We start from the raw sequence: 17,411 nt of genomic DNA on the forward strand, positions 1-17,411 counted from the left end.
GGGCGACGTTTTCTCGCCGCCCGGCCAAATTGCCAAATGAAGAGGCCCTTAAAGTCAGCTGAAAATCGCGGCCCCGGGCGCGAAGCCATTACCATCTGCGCAGAATGAATGAGGCTGGCAAATGGCACGCGCACTAACGGCGCGCGGGCGACCCGGGCGGAATGTCGAAGGTCGCGGCGCCGACACACAGGTCGAAGGACTACGCATCGCTCATAAAGTCTTGAGATACTCAACAAGCGCTCGGCGCTCGGCTCCGGTCAATTCTGGTCCGATGACGCCAGGGGGCAGCTTCGTTAAGTCGGTCTCCTTGCCCTCGAACGAATGTCCGCGGTTGCTGTTGCCAAGCAGCGACACATCAAAGTTTGTAAGGCCGGCCGCACAGCTCTCGATCGCCTTTGCTTTCGTAACAAGTCCGACCTTGACCGGGTCGAACGCACGGCTGCCGACGCAAAACGACTTCGGCCGTTTGTCTTGCGGCACCAACATGTCTCTCAGTGTCGGAACGGACCCATTGTGCAGATAAGGAGCTGTTGCCCAAACACCGTCCAACGGGCGCGCCCGGTACTGAGGCTCAAGGGCGAGAACTATTTCGTTCTTGCCGTTGCGGCTTGCACGCGCCTCGACATAGACTCGCTGGTTTTGGCAGTTCTTTCTCGGCCCCCACATTTGCCGCTTGATTTCTTCAGAAGTTCCGTTCGCAATGACCCATTGGTCGATCGTTTTGCCCACCACGTCCATCAGGGCGAGTACAAACAGAGGATCTGCGCCTTTATCGGCCAGTAGGCCGCAACCTCCGGCTTTGTTGAGGTCGTCTGCAGGATTCAATCCGAGTTGCTCGGGTAGGTGAACGCGTCGCGTCGTGAGGACGTTAGATTGTTGGCGGTCGGTGCCGATCGCAGAGACCGGCATCTGGACGACATTAAAATAATGCCGACCGCCGATCTCTACCCAATTCTTCTCGTCTTTGGCCGAGCGATCCGGGTTCTCTGTGCGCCAGAACGAGTCTTCCGGCCATTTTTTGTCGAAGGCAGCATCTTTTACCGGGCCTCGGTGGCATTCAAAGCAGTGAGCACGATAAAGATCGCGACCTTGTTCAACGAGCTTTTCATCGATCGCCCAGGCCGGGTCACCGCGAAATTTCTCCTGCGCGTCCTTCCATCGCGGTGCTACGAGCCCGGTGAAGTTTCTGCCGCCTGCATCTTCGGACGAAAACGGATCCGTGCCGCGCAGAAGATCTTCGAACCTCGCGATGTCGGATAGATGTATGGATGAGGCAAAAAGCGGCCTTCCGGGCGCGGCCGCGGTCATATTGATTTTCGCGCTGACACCCAGCGCTTCACCTGCATTGCGAACGAGCTCGTTGAGAACAGAAGCGTCATACTGAGCCCAAAGGAAATAAGGCGTGTCCCAGATCGGCGGAAAGCTCACGGGCGCATCATGGCGCGCAAAGTTGCCCTTGAGCAGTGGCTCGGAGAGCTCGCCGGTTACGGGATCGAGTAGATTGCTATAGAAAACCTGGTTCCCGATCCGGTTCAGCGCATCAAGTCGACCGAACCCTTCATCGAGATCGGACACTCCCAGTCCCGTCAAAAGGCGGTCGGTCTCTGCCTTTTGGAACTTAATCTTCTGAAGTGCTCGCTCAAGATCGCTTCGCAGCTGCTTCCGATCGACGCTCTGCCCTTTGATCTGCTCCAGCTTGCTGGCGAAACGCTCGAATCGCCATGGCAAGATCAGCGTGTAGCCAATCGACAGCCCAATGGCTCTTTCTACCTCGCCCAGATTGACCATCGCCGGCCCGCCGTCGAACCGTATGCTGACGTTCTTGTATTCGAGATGACCCGTATGACAGGCGGCACAGGTCAGACCTATCTGATCTTCATACGGGGCGCCGGTCGTCGGATCGACACCGCCCTTGAGGATGGCAAAGCCGACGGGGAGAGCATTTGGGTTCTCGGGCGCGCTTGGAGTCCAACCGGGCGCGGCTGTATTCCCATTCGGCGCATCATCGTGATAACCGTATGCGGGGGCATTAGCGGCGAAGTCCGTTGAGCTGGGGCTCGGAATGAAGCCGAGGCGGCGCAGGTAGTTCTCGTCCGTTAAGCTCATGTAAGAGAAGGATAGCTCCGGGCGTTCCAGGGCCAAAAACCACTGATAAGGGACAGGGATTGTCGCTGTGCCCTGCGATGTGTGGTGAAACCAATAACGCTGGCGGGAGCTCCAATTTTGCGGGAGCCAATAAGCGCTTTCGATTTTTGATGGCTCAGGCAGGGTCGCAGGTAACAATTGAGCGACCAGATTAGCATCGTTTTTGATCTTTAGCGCTGCGTCGCGAACCTTCTGCGGGGCGAAATACACTACGCCGGCGGCCACGATCACGACAACGACGATTGCTAAAAACAGGCCGGTGATATGAGGCCAGCGCATCTGCCAGGAAAAAAGACGAGAGCCAAAAGAAGGTCTCCCCATAGCAGGACTCCATCCATCTTTCGTGCGTCTAGCCGGCCGGCAGGCTACCGGAAACGGCGACGGCCCCTGTTACTTGTTGAGCAATTGGCTATTGATGAAGGCGACGACGTCGGCCGTCTCAGCTGCCGCGCGCCTGGTTATGGTCGCCGCTGCCGGGCCGCCGTGCAAAAAGGATGGGAACCAACCGAAGTTGCGCAGATTCCAATCTTCTTTCGGCCAGACCGCCCGGTTCACGCCAGGGATTGCGAAATTTGGAATTCTCCTGGCGAGTGGCTGTGCCGTCTCGGTGTGACAGCTCACGCAATCGGTATTGAAGAAGTGGCTCTTTTTCGTATCAGCAATGGTATTGACGATCTCGATGATGCCGCTGTTGGGCACGTTACCATCGATGAACGCGGAGGTCGAAACACCCTTACGATCAGCTTGTGGCAGGGGCGGATTTTGCAATGCCGCGTGTCGACAGGTGATCGGATTCTGATTGTTCGTACCCGGTTGCGGGACCACGTGCTTTCCGCCGATAGCGCTAAACATCTGTGCCACGTGCATGCCATCAAGCGTTGGGCCGGGGACTGGGATGAGGCCTGCTCGCGGGACCCTCAACATCGACACGAAAATCCAAGGTTCAGGCGGTACGATGCCCATCACCGCCATGGTGTTGAGGCGCTGGGGTGAGAGATGCTTCTCAATCAGTGCCTTGAGTGCATCGCGAAACGCCTTTGCCGATGCCCCCACAAGACCCGGATGCACATTCAGATCACCTGCAGTCGAGACTCTGAAATTGCTAAACTGTCCGGCCGCAAGCTGATCGCGCAAGGTCGCGACGTCACGAACGATCGCCTTGAACGCTTCGTCGTCCGGTTTGAAGCGAGGGAACGGCCCACAGCCGTCCAGAGCTGGGTCCGGGTCGAGGGTGAAGCTGAAGATAAGGTGGCCTGCAGTGTCATGGACCTTGAAGCCCTCCGGCCCATTGGTCACCGGCTGAATAATGAGCCGGATTTGTGGTTGTCGGCCAAACTGCGCTATGATCTCCGGCGACAATCCCGGCGCGCCCGGATCGATCCGGATGCCAGCCACAAACCAGGCCTCGATCTTTTTGACGGCGTCGGGAAACTGAATGTGCCGTGCACCCGAATCCGGAACGCCCGGATGCTCCGGATTTTCGGCGTTGGCGATAAAGCGCGCGAAATCGGCGTCGGAAAACAGCCGCTGCGGCGATCCCGAAGGTCCCGCAAGATCGGACACGGCGATCAGATTGGGGAGGTCGGCCGATGACTTCGGCGGAGGAAAGAGAATCGACACGTCATTGGGCGCGAGCGGCTTTGAGGCCGCTTGCGCCGGAGCCGGTCCTACCTCCAAAACTGCGGCGAACATCACCCCTGCCGCTAACAAGCTTGCAAGCCGCCGCGGAAACAGAGATCTATTGATTTGACCCCTCGCGATCATTGGAAATCCCCCGTAAGACCAAAAGTTTAAACATCAGCTGTCGAGCAATCCCGCGCTACGCGCCTTGCCAAGGCAGGTGCGCGACCGGATCAAACCCTTCATTCCTCACCGTAGAATTGGCTTTGCAAAGTCTTCAGTTTCGTCGGATGCAAGGCCTCCTCGATACAGGCGAGGAACATCTCACTGCGTGCATTAACCCGCGCGTGGTCGGCTGGATGCGCCATATCCGTTTGCAGCGCGCGCACGGTTGTCCAGTCGTTCGCACGATCCTTGAGCAATTCGAAGAGCGTTTGGCGGTTGTTCGGCGGGGATAACCGGTCGTCCTTATATCGGTGGAACCGGAAGTGAGCGAACGTAACCTTAGCCGAGATCTTTGCATCCCATAGCGCGTCGGGCAGCGTTAGCAGATCAAGTCCTTGTAGCTCGCCCAATTGCTGGATTTGGTTCTGGGCTTCCTGATACTGCTCACGTCCGATCAACTGATACATTCCCCGCGGTCGAAACAGCCAGCCGTCATCCGTCCCGGGCTGGTTGCCGAAGTCGTTGCCCTCGTAACCGAGCACGAAATCGGCAAGTTCCTTGGGACGATTGAGCAAAGCATTCACGTCGACCAGGGGCTTGTTTGCGGCCAGAAGTCTTGCGTTATTGACGTCAATGCGATCGCGCCATTTCTGCGGGAGTTGAGAAACCGCGCTATAAGAAAAGTTCTCGCTGCTGCGAGTAAAATCGGCGCTGTCGTAAGAGACGGATCCCAAAATATAGGCGAGGATACGCGGATCCGTTTCGTCGACGCGATCCCATTCCTGCAACAAGGCTTTGACCTGCTCGGACTGATAGTAGGCCATATAGCTCTTGCGATATGGAGGAACGGGTGGAGGGGCCGGCGAATGATCTTTGCTCGATTTGCTCAGCTGATGCTCGTAGTCGGCGACTTTTTGCCGATATTCATCATAACCGCGCTGTTGCAACCAATTGCTCTCATAACACGCAAGTAATGGCTGCGGCTTGATCTTTGGGGTTGGTTGATATTCCTTCGCTAGCTCGTCGGCGTAGGCAGCCTTCGCAAGCTTGGCATCCTTCAGCGTTTCGAATGCGGTCGCGACCGATCCATTCAGAAGATGGAACAACTTCACCTGCAGGCAATCTGCATTGCTCTGCCGTTCGCGGGACTGATCGAAGTCGTCCTTCGGCACGCAGTCCCAAAAGCGGCCACTGCTCAATGAGATGATATCCTCGGTTTTCTGGGACAACGTCCAGCCGAGTGGAAGGCTATAAAACAAGCCTGTGATGTCCGTCCGGCCGAACGTTGGAAAGCGCTGAACACTTGGCGTCACTTCGGCGTCAGGCCGACGGTCGATGCTGGTTGCGTGATTGAGGGCGACATAGGTTCGGGAAGTTCGCGTGCTCAGGAGCGCGCGTACCGGCTCCATGAGCTCACCGAACATGAATGAACCATGGTCACCGAACTGGCCACTGACGAGGGACAGCAGGTAAATCCTGAATTTCGGCGCATCGGAGGTACCCTTGATAGCGTTAAGCTTCTCGATCAGGTCGAGCGCGGTCTCAATACCAGAGTTCTCCACGTATCCGCCGTCCACCAGGCGCGCCTGCGGATGAGAGGTTATGCAGTCATTTTTGACTGAGATGGTCGCCGCCGGCGTCACCCACGGGAAACGTGCGCTTGTGAAAGCGGCTGTGCTGAGCGGAATACGCAGCGAGTGGCTCTTGACCGTTTGGTCCGTCCCAGTGCCCGCCCGTTCAAGTGCTGCAAGAACACACAGGTCCGTGTCTTTGGGGTGCAGCGTATCGAAATCAAAGGGAGAGATGACAGCCCGTTTGCCGCTGCCCGCATCAGTCGTGTTGAACAACAGCGCCGGCATGTTGTTACCGGGCGCCCAATGGGACTGAAAATCAGCCCTTAGCAGATTGGATTGATTGCCGCCGCCCTTGTTGCTGCCAAAGATTCTGTCACCAGCGTTCTCCAAAGTGTATTCGAGAAAGCGCGCGCGATCGAAAGCAGGGATCGCGAACGGTGAAAACATCTGAGTGAAGTCAGTAAACAGAAAGCCGGCAACCAACGGCGACAGAAAATCGGTTGCCAAGACGCTTGCAACGCGCTGCTCGACCGGACCAGGAGCATCAAGATCTTGCACCCGCCCAACACCCGCCAGGAAATCAGCGATTTTTGGGCATGTCTTGGCGTCGACGGCATTCGTATCAAGGGACAAGTTTTCGGCGTGGAGCGCAGCGGCGAAGATTGCCGAACCGACGCTACCCCCGGATACACCGCTTATCGCAAACAGATGTTGGCGAAATGCCGGACAGAGATCCTGCATCCGTGCAAGAAACCGCGCCGCATTATTGGCGGCATAGATCCCTCCGCCTTGAGCCGCCACAATGAAGACAGGGTATTCGCCGAGCCTCTTGGCTTCCTCCACCCGGGGCTTTTGTAAAAGCCACTCGCGGAACGCGGCGGCTGCGGACATGCGCGCCTTCTCCGGCTGGCCGTTTGCTTCAGAGACAGTGCGCAGTTCGTGGTCGTCACCTCCCAACAAAGAGGCAAATAGAAACAAGCTGCCAAAGACAATCGGAATGAACGGAAACGTAAATCTGATTGTTAAGAGAGCGAAATGGACCGTCAGACCGATGACACAAACCGCAAAAAGGGCGATCACGCCGAACGAACCGAGAAATTGTGCGAGCCTATCCGGAAGTATGAGGAATGCTGCCGTCAACAGCACGATGCCGCCGATCGAGAGCGCGAGAAACCTGTAACGGATGAAGTAAGCGTTGTTGGCACGGCTCGCGAGATTGATCGAGCGATCTCTTGATCCTATTCGCCAAGTCAATGCCACGAAACAGACGAGCATGATCAGCAAGGCAAGTGCGAGGATGAACAGCATGTTTCGCTCAAACGCGAGCGCCTGATCCTGAATGCGGAAGATACTTCCGACTTCCTCGACCTCGCCAAGCTTTCGCGCCGGCCGCGAGGCGAATTGACCTGCTGTGGCGGCGATGATTGGCAGTGCTCCAAGCAACACGGGAGCAAGCTTTAGATAGAAAGCCAGGCGCCCCGAAGGCTTGGGGACTTGTGGCAGGGATGCAGTTGTGAGCTGAAACGCGCCTGCCCAAATAGCCAGGGCAATCACGCCCAAGGCAGCGAACTCTTTGAAGGTCACCCAACCAAAGTCGTCGGCGGCTATCCGGTAGAGCTCCTGAATCTGGTCTGGCAGGTAGAGCAATGCCGAGATAGCTACCGATAGGACAATTATCCATCGAAGGTTGCGCAACAAAGTAAACAGCTGCTCCCGCACAATCATCGCGTGATCTCCTCACACTTTATGGAGGTTGCTGGCAAGCTAGTACATCAGGCTCGCGTAGCAGGCATTCGCGCCAGCTCACATTGAAAGCATCCCAAGCATTAGGGGGCCTGAAAAAGATTGAATTACGGTCACGCTCTTAGGTAGCGCTTGTAATATTGCGCACTTCCCTACAGGAGTGTTCCAGGTTTGTCGATGTCTTCTATGCAGCAATCGCAGGATTTTCCTCCGAATGGCCGCGAGTTGCTAATCGCAGCGCACTCGATGGCTGACGTGTGACTCCCGTTGAGGCGGATGGCAAAGCGTGATCGCAAGCGCTCAGTACGAAACGCGCCGTTGCCAGTTGGAGGAATGCGCGCTTTGCCAGCACAGGACGCGAGATGGCCCGCGACTAAGCTGGGATCGAATGGTCCTTCCGAGAGCGACGTCTTGCGGCTTGAAAAAGGGGCCTCGCGCTCTTGTTCAGCGTGACTCTGGGCAGAAACGCAAAAAACCGGCGCCGGTGCTGCTCTAGGCTGTGGGGCTATGAAGTGAGACGCTGTTCACTTCGCTGGCCCAGGCCCGGGTCGAACTCGGACATTGGAGCGTCGACTACAACGATACGCGACCCCACTCGCAACTCGGATGGAAAACACCATCGGAGTTCGCCTTCACCTGCAATCCGCGACGGGATCTGGCGCTGCGCTTCGCCGATGGCTCCGCATCAGCTCCCGTCGCTACCACCGCCCATTCGGGTAAATCCAACAGCCGGGGCGAACTCAGGACTGGATAAAACTTGGGGGCAAGGTCAGACGTAAAGGTTGACCTGAGGCATCCCCTTTTGTTCAGATCGCGTCAAAATCGTATTGCACGACGACGACAACGAAACTACTCTTGAGGGAATTGTGATCTCGTGCCGACCTGATATTGCGCAGAGTCGCCCTTGCAAGAATGCGCGAGCGACCGATGCTACTGGACTGGGCCGCATTCGGGGCAATGAAAGATTGGAGTGTTCCCGAGGCGCCCGAAGACTCCTGAAAGATCGGTATGAACTCTGGGATCAGTAAAGAAAACCGAACTCTCACCATAGCTGTTATTGATGCTCCATACGACGCGACCGCATTGGCAGGTGCACTTGCGAACAGTCCTGTCAGCCTCGCCGACGGAAGCTGCGACAGTAGTCCGAATAGTGCGTGTGATCACGGCACATTCATCGTGGGGCTACTGGGCGCCCGTCCAGACACCTTGATACCCGGCTTGTGCCCTAACTGCCGGCTCCTGCATTATCCATTGTTCGTCGATGCGAATTCGCCATCCGCCAGCGTTGACGAACTTGCGACTGCGATTGCAGTAGCTGTTAACAAAGGGGCTCGGCTTATCAATCTCAGCCTCGCGATCGTCGGTACAGAGTCCGGCATCAACCGGCGGCTTGCGGCCGCCTTAGATTTTGCCGAAGCAAATGGGGTTCTCTTGCTAGCGGCAGCCGGAAACCAGGGCGGTCTCGCCATTGGACAGCTTTTGACCCACCCAGCCGTCATACCGATCGTTGCTCTGGATGCGTCGCAGAGCTTACTGCCGGAATCCAATTTCGGTCCCGAGATATCCAATCGCGGGGTTGCCGCGCTTGGACGAATGCCGGGCTATGTTCGCGGCGGGGGCATTACCGTGATGTCGGGGACGAGCGTCGCTACCGCGGTTGCAACAGGCATTCTGGCGCAAGTGTGGTCGGCGCGACCGCATATTGATAGCGCCACGCTACGATCCGTCCTGGCAGGCCTTAGTCCGCGCAACGGATCGAAGCCGCCCATGTTGACCCGCGAAATCGTGTCGGCGACGCTCGATCGGATAGTTCCGACTGCACTTGCCGCCACCGGAGCTGTCGAGGTGAGAAATTATGCGAGCCTGCAGGGAGCGACGACAATGGCCTATGGAAGTGAACAACCGGCTCTATCTCAGGTGGCTGGCTTGATCGTAAAACCGCAGACGGTGACACCAGCGGGATGCGGCTGCGGGGCTCCAGGCGGAGCTTGTACCTGTCATGGAGGCCAGCCTGGACGCAGCGGCTTTGTCTACGCGATTGGCACGATCGAGGCAGACTATCCAAACGCGGCCATCGAGCGGGAGATGCAAGCGCTGGCTCTCCATCTGGGCGTGGTGTTCTCGCCCGATCGAGACCTCACCAAAAGACCGACCGAGGATCGACAATGGCAGCATGCGGTTTTGTCGAAGGACCCAAAGCTAACCAGGTATATCGCGCGGCAATTGCGTTGGCGCCTGACGATCGAGGATTTTCCTGTCTTCGTGCTCAATCCGAGCGACCCGAGCTACTTCGACGACCTGATCGACGCCTTAGAGCGGCCTAAATACACCAAACCCGAACGCCGCGGAGGCAAGAAAGCCGCGAAGGAAGCGCCGCCGGTTGAGGCCCCCTCGATCAACGCCGAGGACCTGGACGTTGTAATCGGTGTCGCGGGGGCGCAGACGCCGGACGGAATCGCGGTTCAGGTGGACCAGATTTTTCAAGTGAAGCGTAATCAGCTTAGCGTAGACGGATTGCCCTCTTTCTCGCAAGTGGCCGACAATCATGGTCTATCAGACCAAGATCGCGCCTATAACTTCCTGGCGGCGCGCTACACGCCACCGGCGAGCCAAATTGATGGATACGAGCTATCGGGCATGCGCGTGATACCGTCGCGGCTCGGCGCCGATATTGGCCGCATTATGAGAGCTATTTATACGTTCAGGAACGCTACTGCGTCCGAAAAGGAGTACTTCGTACGCGTCGATGTGACCCACGAATTCCCGATGATTGTCAGCCCGATGCAGCTGTATCTGGAAAGAGGAGAGAGATTATGAGATTGATGCCTACGATCGATGACAACATGGTTGTTCAATTTCGGCGCACAGGAAAGCAGCGCGGTTCATATCGACCGGTACGAGGCGGCCACGTGGCTGCCGCCCAACGCGTTGTGATGCAACGAAGCCCCGGATGCTCGTTTGCCGGTCAGGGATGCATCACACGCAGGGGAGAGGCAGGTATTTGTGACGGGCACCTCAATTGCATTGCTGATCCATTTCCTGGCGGGTTTCAACTCTAGCAAGATCGCCGCGTTCCCGCCGGCCTCAAGGCAGGCTTTCCTCTCGCCGGAAGATTCAAACCACCTCCTTGCCTGTCCTTGGAGGCGGTCTTGCTTATGGAGAGACGCGTGTTATCAGTTGCAATTCACGGCTCTTCAGTTGGTCGATCGCCAAGACGGCTAGCTGCTCGGCATAGCTCGTGGTCGTGGCGGTGACGCGATTTAACACGAGAAGATCGCCTCTAGCCTTTGAGCCGATCGCGACGCGCGTTCCCCCAAGCGCCGCGCCGGAAAAGACAAAACCCTTGAGCGCCGAAAGAGCCGCCAACCCCTTGCCTTTGGGAGCAAGGGCAAGGCCTACGGTGACTTGGTGAGCGTCCGTACGCCTCAAGGTCCCTGTTGCCGAAGCATCCGCGACCTGGAACGCGTTCCCGACCGGAGCAAATACCACTTTCGGCATCGCGATGAGGTCGATCATAGTCGTGAAAGTAAGCTTGTCAGCCATGACCGGAGCGCCACTACCGCCTGGATCGGCTTTGTTTGCTGCCAGACCATCAAAGAAACTCAGTTCAAAGAAGGTGTATACGGTGTTATAGATTCCTACGCGGCCGGCGATCGGATAGATATAATTCGGGCTGAAGGCAACGTGTCCGTCGCAATACTGATCTCCGTTGGGTTTTGGCGTGTTCAATTCCCGGAGCAGAAAACCGACCGTGTCGGTTATCGTAAATGTTCGCTCGTTTTGCCGCGTCCGGTTACCGTCCCCAGTGAGGCCGAGCGTAAATTTATTTAGCCATGGCCCGACGAAGTTGGCGGTTGCGCCGAGATTGTTATCTTCGGTCATCGTAAGATCGAAAGTGTACCCGACGCCGGCGGAGTAGATGACCTCGAAAACATTGCGAATCTGAGCATGGGCGGCGTCAGGAAATGAACGACGCGCGTCGAAGCTAGCCATCGAGTCGCGGTTCTCATTAAATTGCGCGACAAGATCGGCGGCGATCGCACTATTGCCATGGACAGCCAGATCCGTGAGATATTTGATTATAACATCCCTTGCAGCATCGCGTGTTTCGCATCGGATTTGCTTTACGATGTCGGCTGTACTGAGCCCGGTTACGTCCTCGGGCACGGGGTGAATGGCGCAGCCAATCAGCAGCGCCGCCGCGACAATAGCCGCAATCAGCCGGATCCACATTTGCTGGACGCTCCTAATAATAAGACAAACTAACTTTAAAATACATTCCCAACCTTGCCGGTTGCGATGAGATACTATTCTCCCTCTGCGAGCAACACGCGCGGATGGAACGAACTTTGAAAAGTGCGAAATGTTGCCGTGAAGCAACATTAAGCGAGACCTATGACCTTCGTCTCACGGCGCCGAATGAGGGGGCTTATCTCAACGACACCGGTTTGTGTCTTATGTGGAGCGCTTGCAGTCGAGAGACGTTGAATTGCTCGCAACCTGGCTCCGCCAATTCCTTCGACTTCATTGACTCAACAAAGAAGTTTGCCAGCTCTTTAAACTGGACATCGTCAAGGAGTATTTTCCGGAACGCTGTGAGCGCAGGGTCGCTAAATGTCGGGCTCATCGCGTTTTCGTTGCCTCTTCGGTTGCACCCTCTGGCCAACTAGGGCTCGCGAAGGGCTTCGACCAGGAGCGCCCAATCGGCCGCCGTGACATCGAACGTGTTAGCTGCAATTTCGAGCGTGAATCGTCCTTCAATGGGGAAGGTACGATTGGCCACCATTATCTTCGGTCGATGAGTCTCGTAAATTTCGTTCAGCATACGCCCAAAATCAACGAAGAGTTGGGGCAATCCATCAGGTCCATTTTCGGCTGTTGCCCGACAACAATTTACGATTAGAAACTCAAAGAAATTTGCTCTTGTAACAGCGATTCTCAGCCGGCCCGCGCCCTTTTTGACGCTTCGCAAGTGTGGAAAGCTGACTCTCGACATCAGGTGCTGAACAGTTGCTAGCGTGGCGTCGCGAAACTGCGGAGCGTTAAGGTTGAACATAATGGTGTCGATTATAAAATAGAGCGCATTGATCCCCCGCTCATGCATTCCTCCTTCAGAGGCGCGCATCGGCAAATCGGTCGTGATCAGCGAATCTAGCGTTGCGAGAGCACCGCGTTGGTTCTCAGCATCGTACAACGGCAGTGATTTGAAGAGGAGATCAATGTGCTGCTGATTCATCAATTGCCGTTTGTCATATCCCGTCGAAATCATGAAATCGTGCGCCACATTCAACAGCATCAACTTCAACTCGCCGGCGTACCGACGCATCTGATCGAGAGCAAATTCAACGAACCTCGCGAAATGCTTTCCCGACTTGAGGAAATCAACAATTTCGTTGTTAATCGTTGCGTCTATCGTGCCCAGTGTAAGGCCAGCTTGTGCGGCGTTTTCAAATCTCTTCGCCACGAAGAACTCTAAGAATGACCGATGAGCAAAGTAAAAATTGTCTCCAAATTTTCGTTCGATGAATGCGCCTGAAAAGAGCTCTCTTAAGACGCCCTCATCAGAAGTTTCATATTCCACAGGGACGACACGCCTGATTATCGTGGTTGGCACCTCGCGTGGGTTGAAATTGAGGGCTCGGCCACCTTCCTTTTCCCATAGCCACCACGCTACATCTTGAAGGAATTTTGACCGCTTGCCGCCGTCTATGGGGAGCCTTTCTTGCTTCTCCATTTCGCGATCTAGGGTGAGTTGAGTCGCGATTTCATAAAGCTCGTAGACGCTGAAGTCCTTTAGAACCACGCTTCGATTGGTGGCGATATCTGCGAAGATGCGTAGGTGCACCGGTCGCTTGAAGTCGTCTCGGTGAGTTAGGGCTTCAAATTCGCGAACGCGAGATTCGACCCATTCGGCATTCGCGCCCTCGACGCTTTCGCCGGATCGCTTCAAGTGCTTGGTGAGATATCGTCGCAGGAACAATTGAGCTTCAGACTTCGAAAATGGCTGGATAGCTAGCTCGATATATTCTGGGCTCCCAGGGATACGAATCGTTTGCTCGCCAGATATCCGAGTGCCGCGCAGTGCCCAACTGTGCTCTTGGTCGGAAAGAAACGCGTTGGGCCGACCAGCAACGATGACGCGGGAATTCTCTACTACGGTGCGGTTAATCTGACCGAAGTTGAATTTAAACAAATCCCAGGAGAGCGCATGCTTCATTTCGTCAAAGCCGTCGAAGATGAAAACGAACTTGCCACGACGATTGAGGTTCATGATGTCTTCGAAGAAGTAGTTCGATAGACGGTAGCGTGCGGCCAGCATCTTTCCAAGCAGGCCCTCTAACTCCTGCTCTTTAGCAATCTCGGAGAGCCGCACATAGATCGGCACACGCTTCGAGACGTCGTTGAGATACTCCGTCCCGAGTTGGTGAATGAGATACTTGCAGAATGAGGTTTTTCCCATTCCGTATCCACCAAGTATCGCGAGCGGCCTACCGTCGTCACTGTCGATCCATGAGCGGACCTTCTCGATAAGAGGTTGATCGCCTGCCACGCGTTGTTCTACGTAATAGGCTTCAAGGTCTTGTTCTCGAAATATTTCGATCAGTTGTCTGACGTAACGGCTGAAGCCGAATTGGCGCTCTTCAAATTCATCGATCGTAAAAAGACGGAAGCCAATCTTCGCCTTTGCAAGATTCTTTGCGTCCGGGGTGAAATCTTTTCGTGCAATCAGCCATACGGCGTCAACGTCCTTGGGAAGGAGAGTTTCATACTCGGTGTAGACGAGGGCAACGTCCTGTTGGCCTAGGTTACGATCGATGTTTTTACATTCGATCGCAATACGCCTTCGTTCAAGTTCGTCCTCGAAAACCGCTAGGACATCGACGCGCTTTACGCCGATCCGGATTTCTCGTTCGACCTTAACTCCTCGCGCCTCAAGCAGGGCGATGACGTGGTCACGCAGATCGTCTCCGACCGCAACAGGGCTGCTGCGTTCAGCGTTTGAATCCTCTTTACTGCCTGCATCCATCTCCACGGTCTCCCCCGCTGCCAAGTCTGGTTTGGGCAATCTATCATAGTTCACAGGCCCGCCCCCAGACCGCCGTTGTGCGGGCTTGAAGAATCGTGCAGAAGTTGTTTGGCTAGGGCGAGCGGTTGACGGATCATCGCGGCATGGAGGAATGGCAAGAACGAAACTCGTCGAAATCGTTTCCGCATTGATGAAGGCCATGAAGTCACCAATTGCAGTGCTGCATTCTCTGGTCGCGGGTGCATTTGGAGGTTACCCAGAGACGGCCGAGTAGCGGGCCGAAGCGTGGTCCGGCCGAGCCACTCCTGCGATCTCTGCCGGAACTGTCCTTGAAATTTTTGTTAAGCAGGAATTGGCCTCGATCGAACGAGCTTAGGAAGCTGTATGCCATAACTGCGGAATAATCGGGATTGGTTTGGTCATTGAGTGCATCTGCATACGCGCGACTCGCATCGGCAGAGATAAAGGCGGAATCGAACAGAAAGCTCGCAGAGGCGTTGGATCGCGCGGCATCCGCTGAAACGGAGCTCGTGAAGTTCAGGATGTCTCGACGGTCTCTGTTCGCTGTCGAAGCAAAGAAGCTCATCGCTAATGCTCTCAAGTCGTTTGAACGCCGTTCGATGTGGGGTTTGGTGAAGGGGGTGGGGAGCAAGCCGATTGTGCGTGGAACATCGAGGAAGTCCTGAGTGCGGCCGGGTGGGATCAAATACCTTGGGGGCATGCGGTGGGAATTGCCGTAATTCAACGCAATCAAGCACCCCTCGCCAGCTCTGTGAGCGCGCAGAACGTTTAAAAATCCAGATCGACCAAAGCTGGCGCCAAGCGCGTCTGCCCGCCATTGAAGCGCTGATGGACGCGTTGAAGACAATCTGGATTGTCAACACCGCGGCTTCGAGGATGGTTCGAAGCCAAACCTTTCGCAAAGGCTTCTGTGCCCGAGCGCTACTGCTTGTGGTAGTGTGTGGAAGGTTCTGCAAAAGCTGAGAGGCTGAAGCGCCCATGGTAAGTCCGGTGATTGAGAAGATCAGCGCTCGTAGAGGAGCTTGGACCCGCCATGACCGTGACGAAGATTAGGACGGATGTCTCCGCAGTCAAAGAGTTGTTGAGGTCGGACAAGGAGTTCTTGAAGCCGCTGATCCAAAGTGCGGTGCAGGACATTCTCGAAGCCGAAATGAGGGAGACGCTGGGTGCGGAGAAAGGCGAGCGCAGCGAGGGACGGCTTGGCTATCGCTCCGGCTATTGTCCGCGCTCGCTGATCACCCGGGTTGGCATGATCGAGCTGAAGGTGCCGCAGGACCGGCAGGGGCGGTTCTCGACCGAGCTGTTCGAGCGCTATCAGCGTTGGGAAAAGGCGCTGGTTGCGGCCCTGGCCGAGATGTACGTGCAAGTCGTCTCGACACGGAAGGTCAAGCAGGTCACGGAGGAACTAGTGGGCCATGCCTTCTCGGCCTCGGCGATCAGCGCGATCAACAAGCGGCTGGATGGGCGCTGAAAGCGTTCTGCGAGCGCAAGCTCAAGGAACCGTTTCCCTATCTGATCCTGGATGCCCGCTATGAGCGGGTGCGCGAGGACGGCGTCATCGCCAGCCAGGCGGTGCTGATCGCGATCGGGGTCGACTGGGACGGCCGGCGCCAGGTGCTCGCGGTCGAGCTCGCCAACCGGGAGAGCCGGTCGAGCTGGAGCGAGTTTTTGCAAGGCCTGAAGGCCGCGGCCTGCATGGCGTCGATTTCGTCGCCTCCGACGATCATCCCGCCTTGAAGAAGGCGATCGCCGAAGTGCTGGCCGGCGTGTTCTGGCAGCGCTGTTATGTGCACTTCCTGCGCAACGCGCTCGACTATGTGCACGCAAGGTCGACGACGATTGCCTGCTCGAGCTGCGCTGGATGTACGACCGACACGATCTTGGCGAGGTACGGCGCGATCTGGCCGCCTGGCCTGCCAAATGGGGCCGCAAATACCTCAAGCTCACCGGCTGGGTCGAGGACAACATCGAGGAGACCTTGACCTACTTCCGTCTGCCGCTGGGGCACCGCAAGCACATGAAGTCGACCAAAATGCTGGAGCGCCTCAACGAGGAGATCCGGCGGCGCACCTATGTGGTGCGAATCTTCCCCAACGCCGAGAGCTGCCTAAGGCTGGTGCGGGCGCTGACGGTCGAGTGCCACGAGGGCTGGCTCGAGGACCAATCGGTATCTGAACATGGACCTGTTGAAGGAGCACAAGAAGGAGACGCTGCGTCAGGCGGCCTGACGATGCTCAGGCCCACCAAAGGGATGGACGCCACCCCTCTCCGCCGCCGCCGCTTGCCAGCGCTGCGCTTGGGCGAGCGAGCGACGGCGGCTCCGAGGGGATGGCTTGGCCGGACCCCATGATCAATTTTGCTGAACTTGACGCACAGAACTCTGCTTGTGCGGGCATAGTCTTACGGCAAATGAACACTGTGATCAGGTTTATGAGAGAGTGCTAGCGGGTGCGGGAGGCTGTTTTGAGGGGGGTTCGTCAGGTTGCGGCGGTCCTGCGAAGTCTCTGGATGGAACTTTCGGCTTTGTTTTGAGAGGGGACAGATCAAGCCGCTCTGACGAATTCGCCGGCTGCGGATCGTTCATTGAGTCGGTGAATCAGACCGTCTCGGAAGTCCACGACCTCGATCCTTTCGGCCGCAATGAGCCGATGAAGGGTCACGTTGCAGTCGTGCTCGAATTGGCGAGCCGTGACGGGTGGCACGTACATTCGTCGCGCCAAAACGATGCCGTGGGTCGGAACAGGCGCGAGACCCTGCTCAAAAATGCGGGGTACTGTCTGATCGTAAACGCAGAACGCGCGAACACGCGCGTTGTTGTAAACAATCATCTCCTGCCGCACCGACACGCACACAAATCTGAAAATCGCTAGGACTTTTTTGGTCGGCTTTCCTGGCTTTGTTGAGAGAATATCAATCGCCAAAGCTTCGACCTCCGCATCATTCGCGCGTTCACGTACAATGCTGAGCCCATCTTCATAAGCCTTGGAAAAGGCCGCCCGCGCGAGCCTTCCATCTGAATCGACGTCCACAGGATCGACGAACATTCGATAGAGCGTCTCGCCATTCTGGACGATGCCCGGCGAACCATCGCCTACACTATGCTGTTCGCATTCGCA

8 protein-coding genes and 2 pseudogenes are annotated in these 17,411 nt (G+C 56.4%); 3 read left to right on the plus strand and 7 right to left on the minus strand.

Annotation, left to right across the window (positions count from 1 at the left end; all coding sequences use genetic code 11):
• Positions 1-210 precede the first annotated feature (210 nt).
• The 3 genes from ACVIIW_RS15555 to ACVIIW_RS15565 form a co-directional block, all read right to left on the minus strand.
• Positions 211-2,466 carry a di-heme-cytochrome C peroxidase gene (locus tag ACVIIW_RS15555; RefSeq protein WP_456701551.1) on the minus strand — a complete coding sequence of 752 codons (2,256 nt, stop codon included), beginning with the start codon at positions 2,464-2,466 and terminating at the stop codon, positions 211-213.
• Positions 2,467-2,535: 69 nt separating this feature from the next.
• Positions 2,536-3,837 (minus strand): hypothetical protein, encoded by a 1,302-nt coding sequence (locus tag ACVIIW_RS15560; RefSeq protein ID WP_456701552.1) that lies wholly within the window; start codon positions 3,835-3,837, stop codon positions 2,536-2,538.
• A gap of 170 nt (positions 3,838-4,007) precedes the next feature.
• Positions 4,008-7,229 carry a hypothetical protein gene (locus tag ACVIIW_RS15565; RefSeq protein ID WP_456701553.1) on the minus strand — a complete coding sequence of 1,074 codons (3,222 nt, stop codon included), beginning with the start codon at positions 7,227-7,229 and terminating at the stop codon, positions 4,008-4,010.
• A gap of 529 nt (positions 7,230-7,758) precedes the next feature.
• On the opposite strand from ACVIIW_RS15565, the pseudogene ACVIIW_RS15570 reads away from it, so the two are divergent.
• Positions 7,759-8,001 (plus strand): annotated as a pseudogene (locus tag ACVIIW_RS15570) (integrase core domain-containing protein); the annotation flags it as partial.
• A 254-nt stretch (positions 8,002-8,255) separates the two neighbouring features.
• Positions 8,256-10,064: a S8 family serine peptidase gene (locus ACVIIW_RS15575; protein ID WP_456701554.1), complete on the plus strand. Its 1,809-nt coding sequence runs from the start codon at positions 8,256-8,258 to the stop codon at positions 10,062-10,064.
• Positions 10,065-10,400: 336 nt separating this feature from the next.
• Here the strand turns inward: ACVIIW_RS15575 and ACVIIW_RS15580 are convergent, their stop codons facing one another.
• The 3 genes from ACVIIW_RS15580 to ACVIIW_RS15590 form a co-directional block, all read right to left on the minus strand.
• On the minus strand, positions 10,401-11,480 hold the full coding sequence (locus ACVIIW_RS15580; protein WP_456701555.1) for a hypothetical protein: 1,080 nt from the start codon (positions 11,478-11,480) through the stop codon (positions 10,401-10,403).
• A 433-nt stretch (positions 11,481-11,913) separates the two neighbouring features.
• On the minus strand, positions 11,914-14,475 hold the full coding sequence (locus ACVIIW_RS15585) for an NACHT domain-containing protein (RefSeq protein WP_456701556.1): 2,562 nt from the start codon (positions 14,473-14,475) through the stop codon (positions 11,914-11,916).
• A 4-nt stretch (positions 14,476-14,479) separates the two neighbouring features.
• The gene (locus ACVIIW_RS15590; protein WP_456701557.1) at positions 14,480-15,028 is read right to left on the minus strand and encodes a hypothetical protein; all 549 of its coding nucleotides are present in this window, start codon (positions 15,026-15,028) and stop codon (positions 14,480-14,482) included.
• Positions 15,029-15,328: 300 nt separating this feature from the next.
• Between ACVIIW_RS15590 and ACVIIW_RS15595 the strand changes: the two are divergent.
• Positions 15,329-16,523, plus strand: a pseudogene (locus tag ACVIIW_RS15595) (IS256 family transposase).
• A 315-nt stretch (positions 16,524-16,838) separates the two neighbouring features.
• On the opposite strand, the gene ACVIIW_RS15600 reads toward ACVIIW_RS15595, so the two are convergent.
• Positions 16,839-17,339: a hypothetical protein gene (locus ACVIIW_RS15600; RefSeq protein ID WP_456701558.1), complete on the minus strand. Its 501-nt coding sequence runs from the start codon at positions 17,337-17,339 to the stop codon at positions 16,839-16,841.
• Positions 17,340-17,411 lie beyond the last annotated feature (72 nt).

This window comes from Bradyrhizobium sp. USDA 4449 (assembly GCF_054056275.1).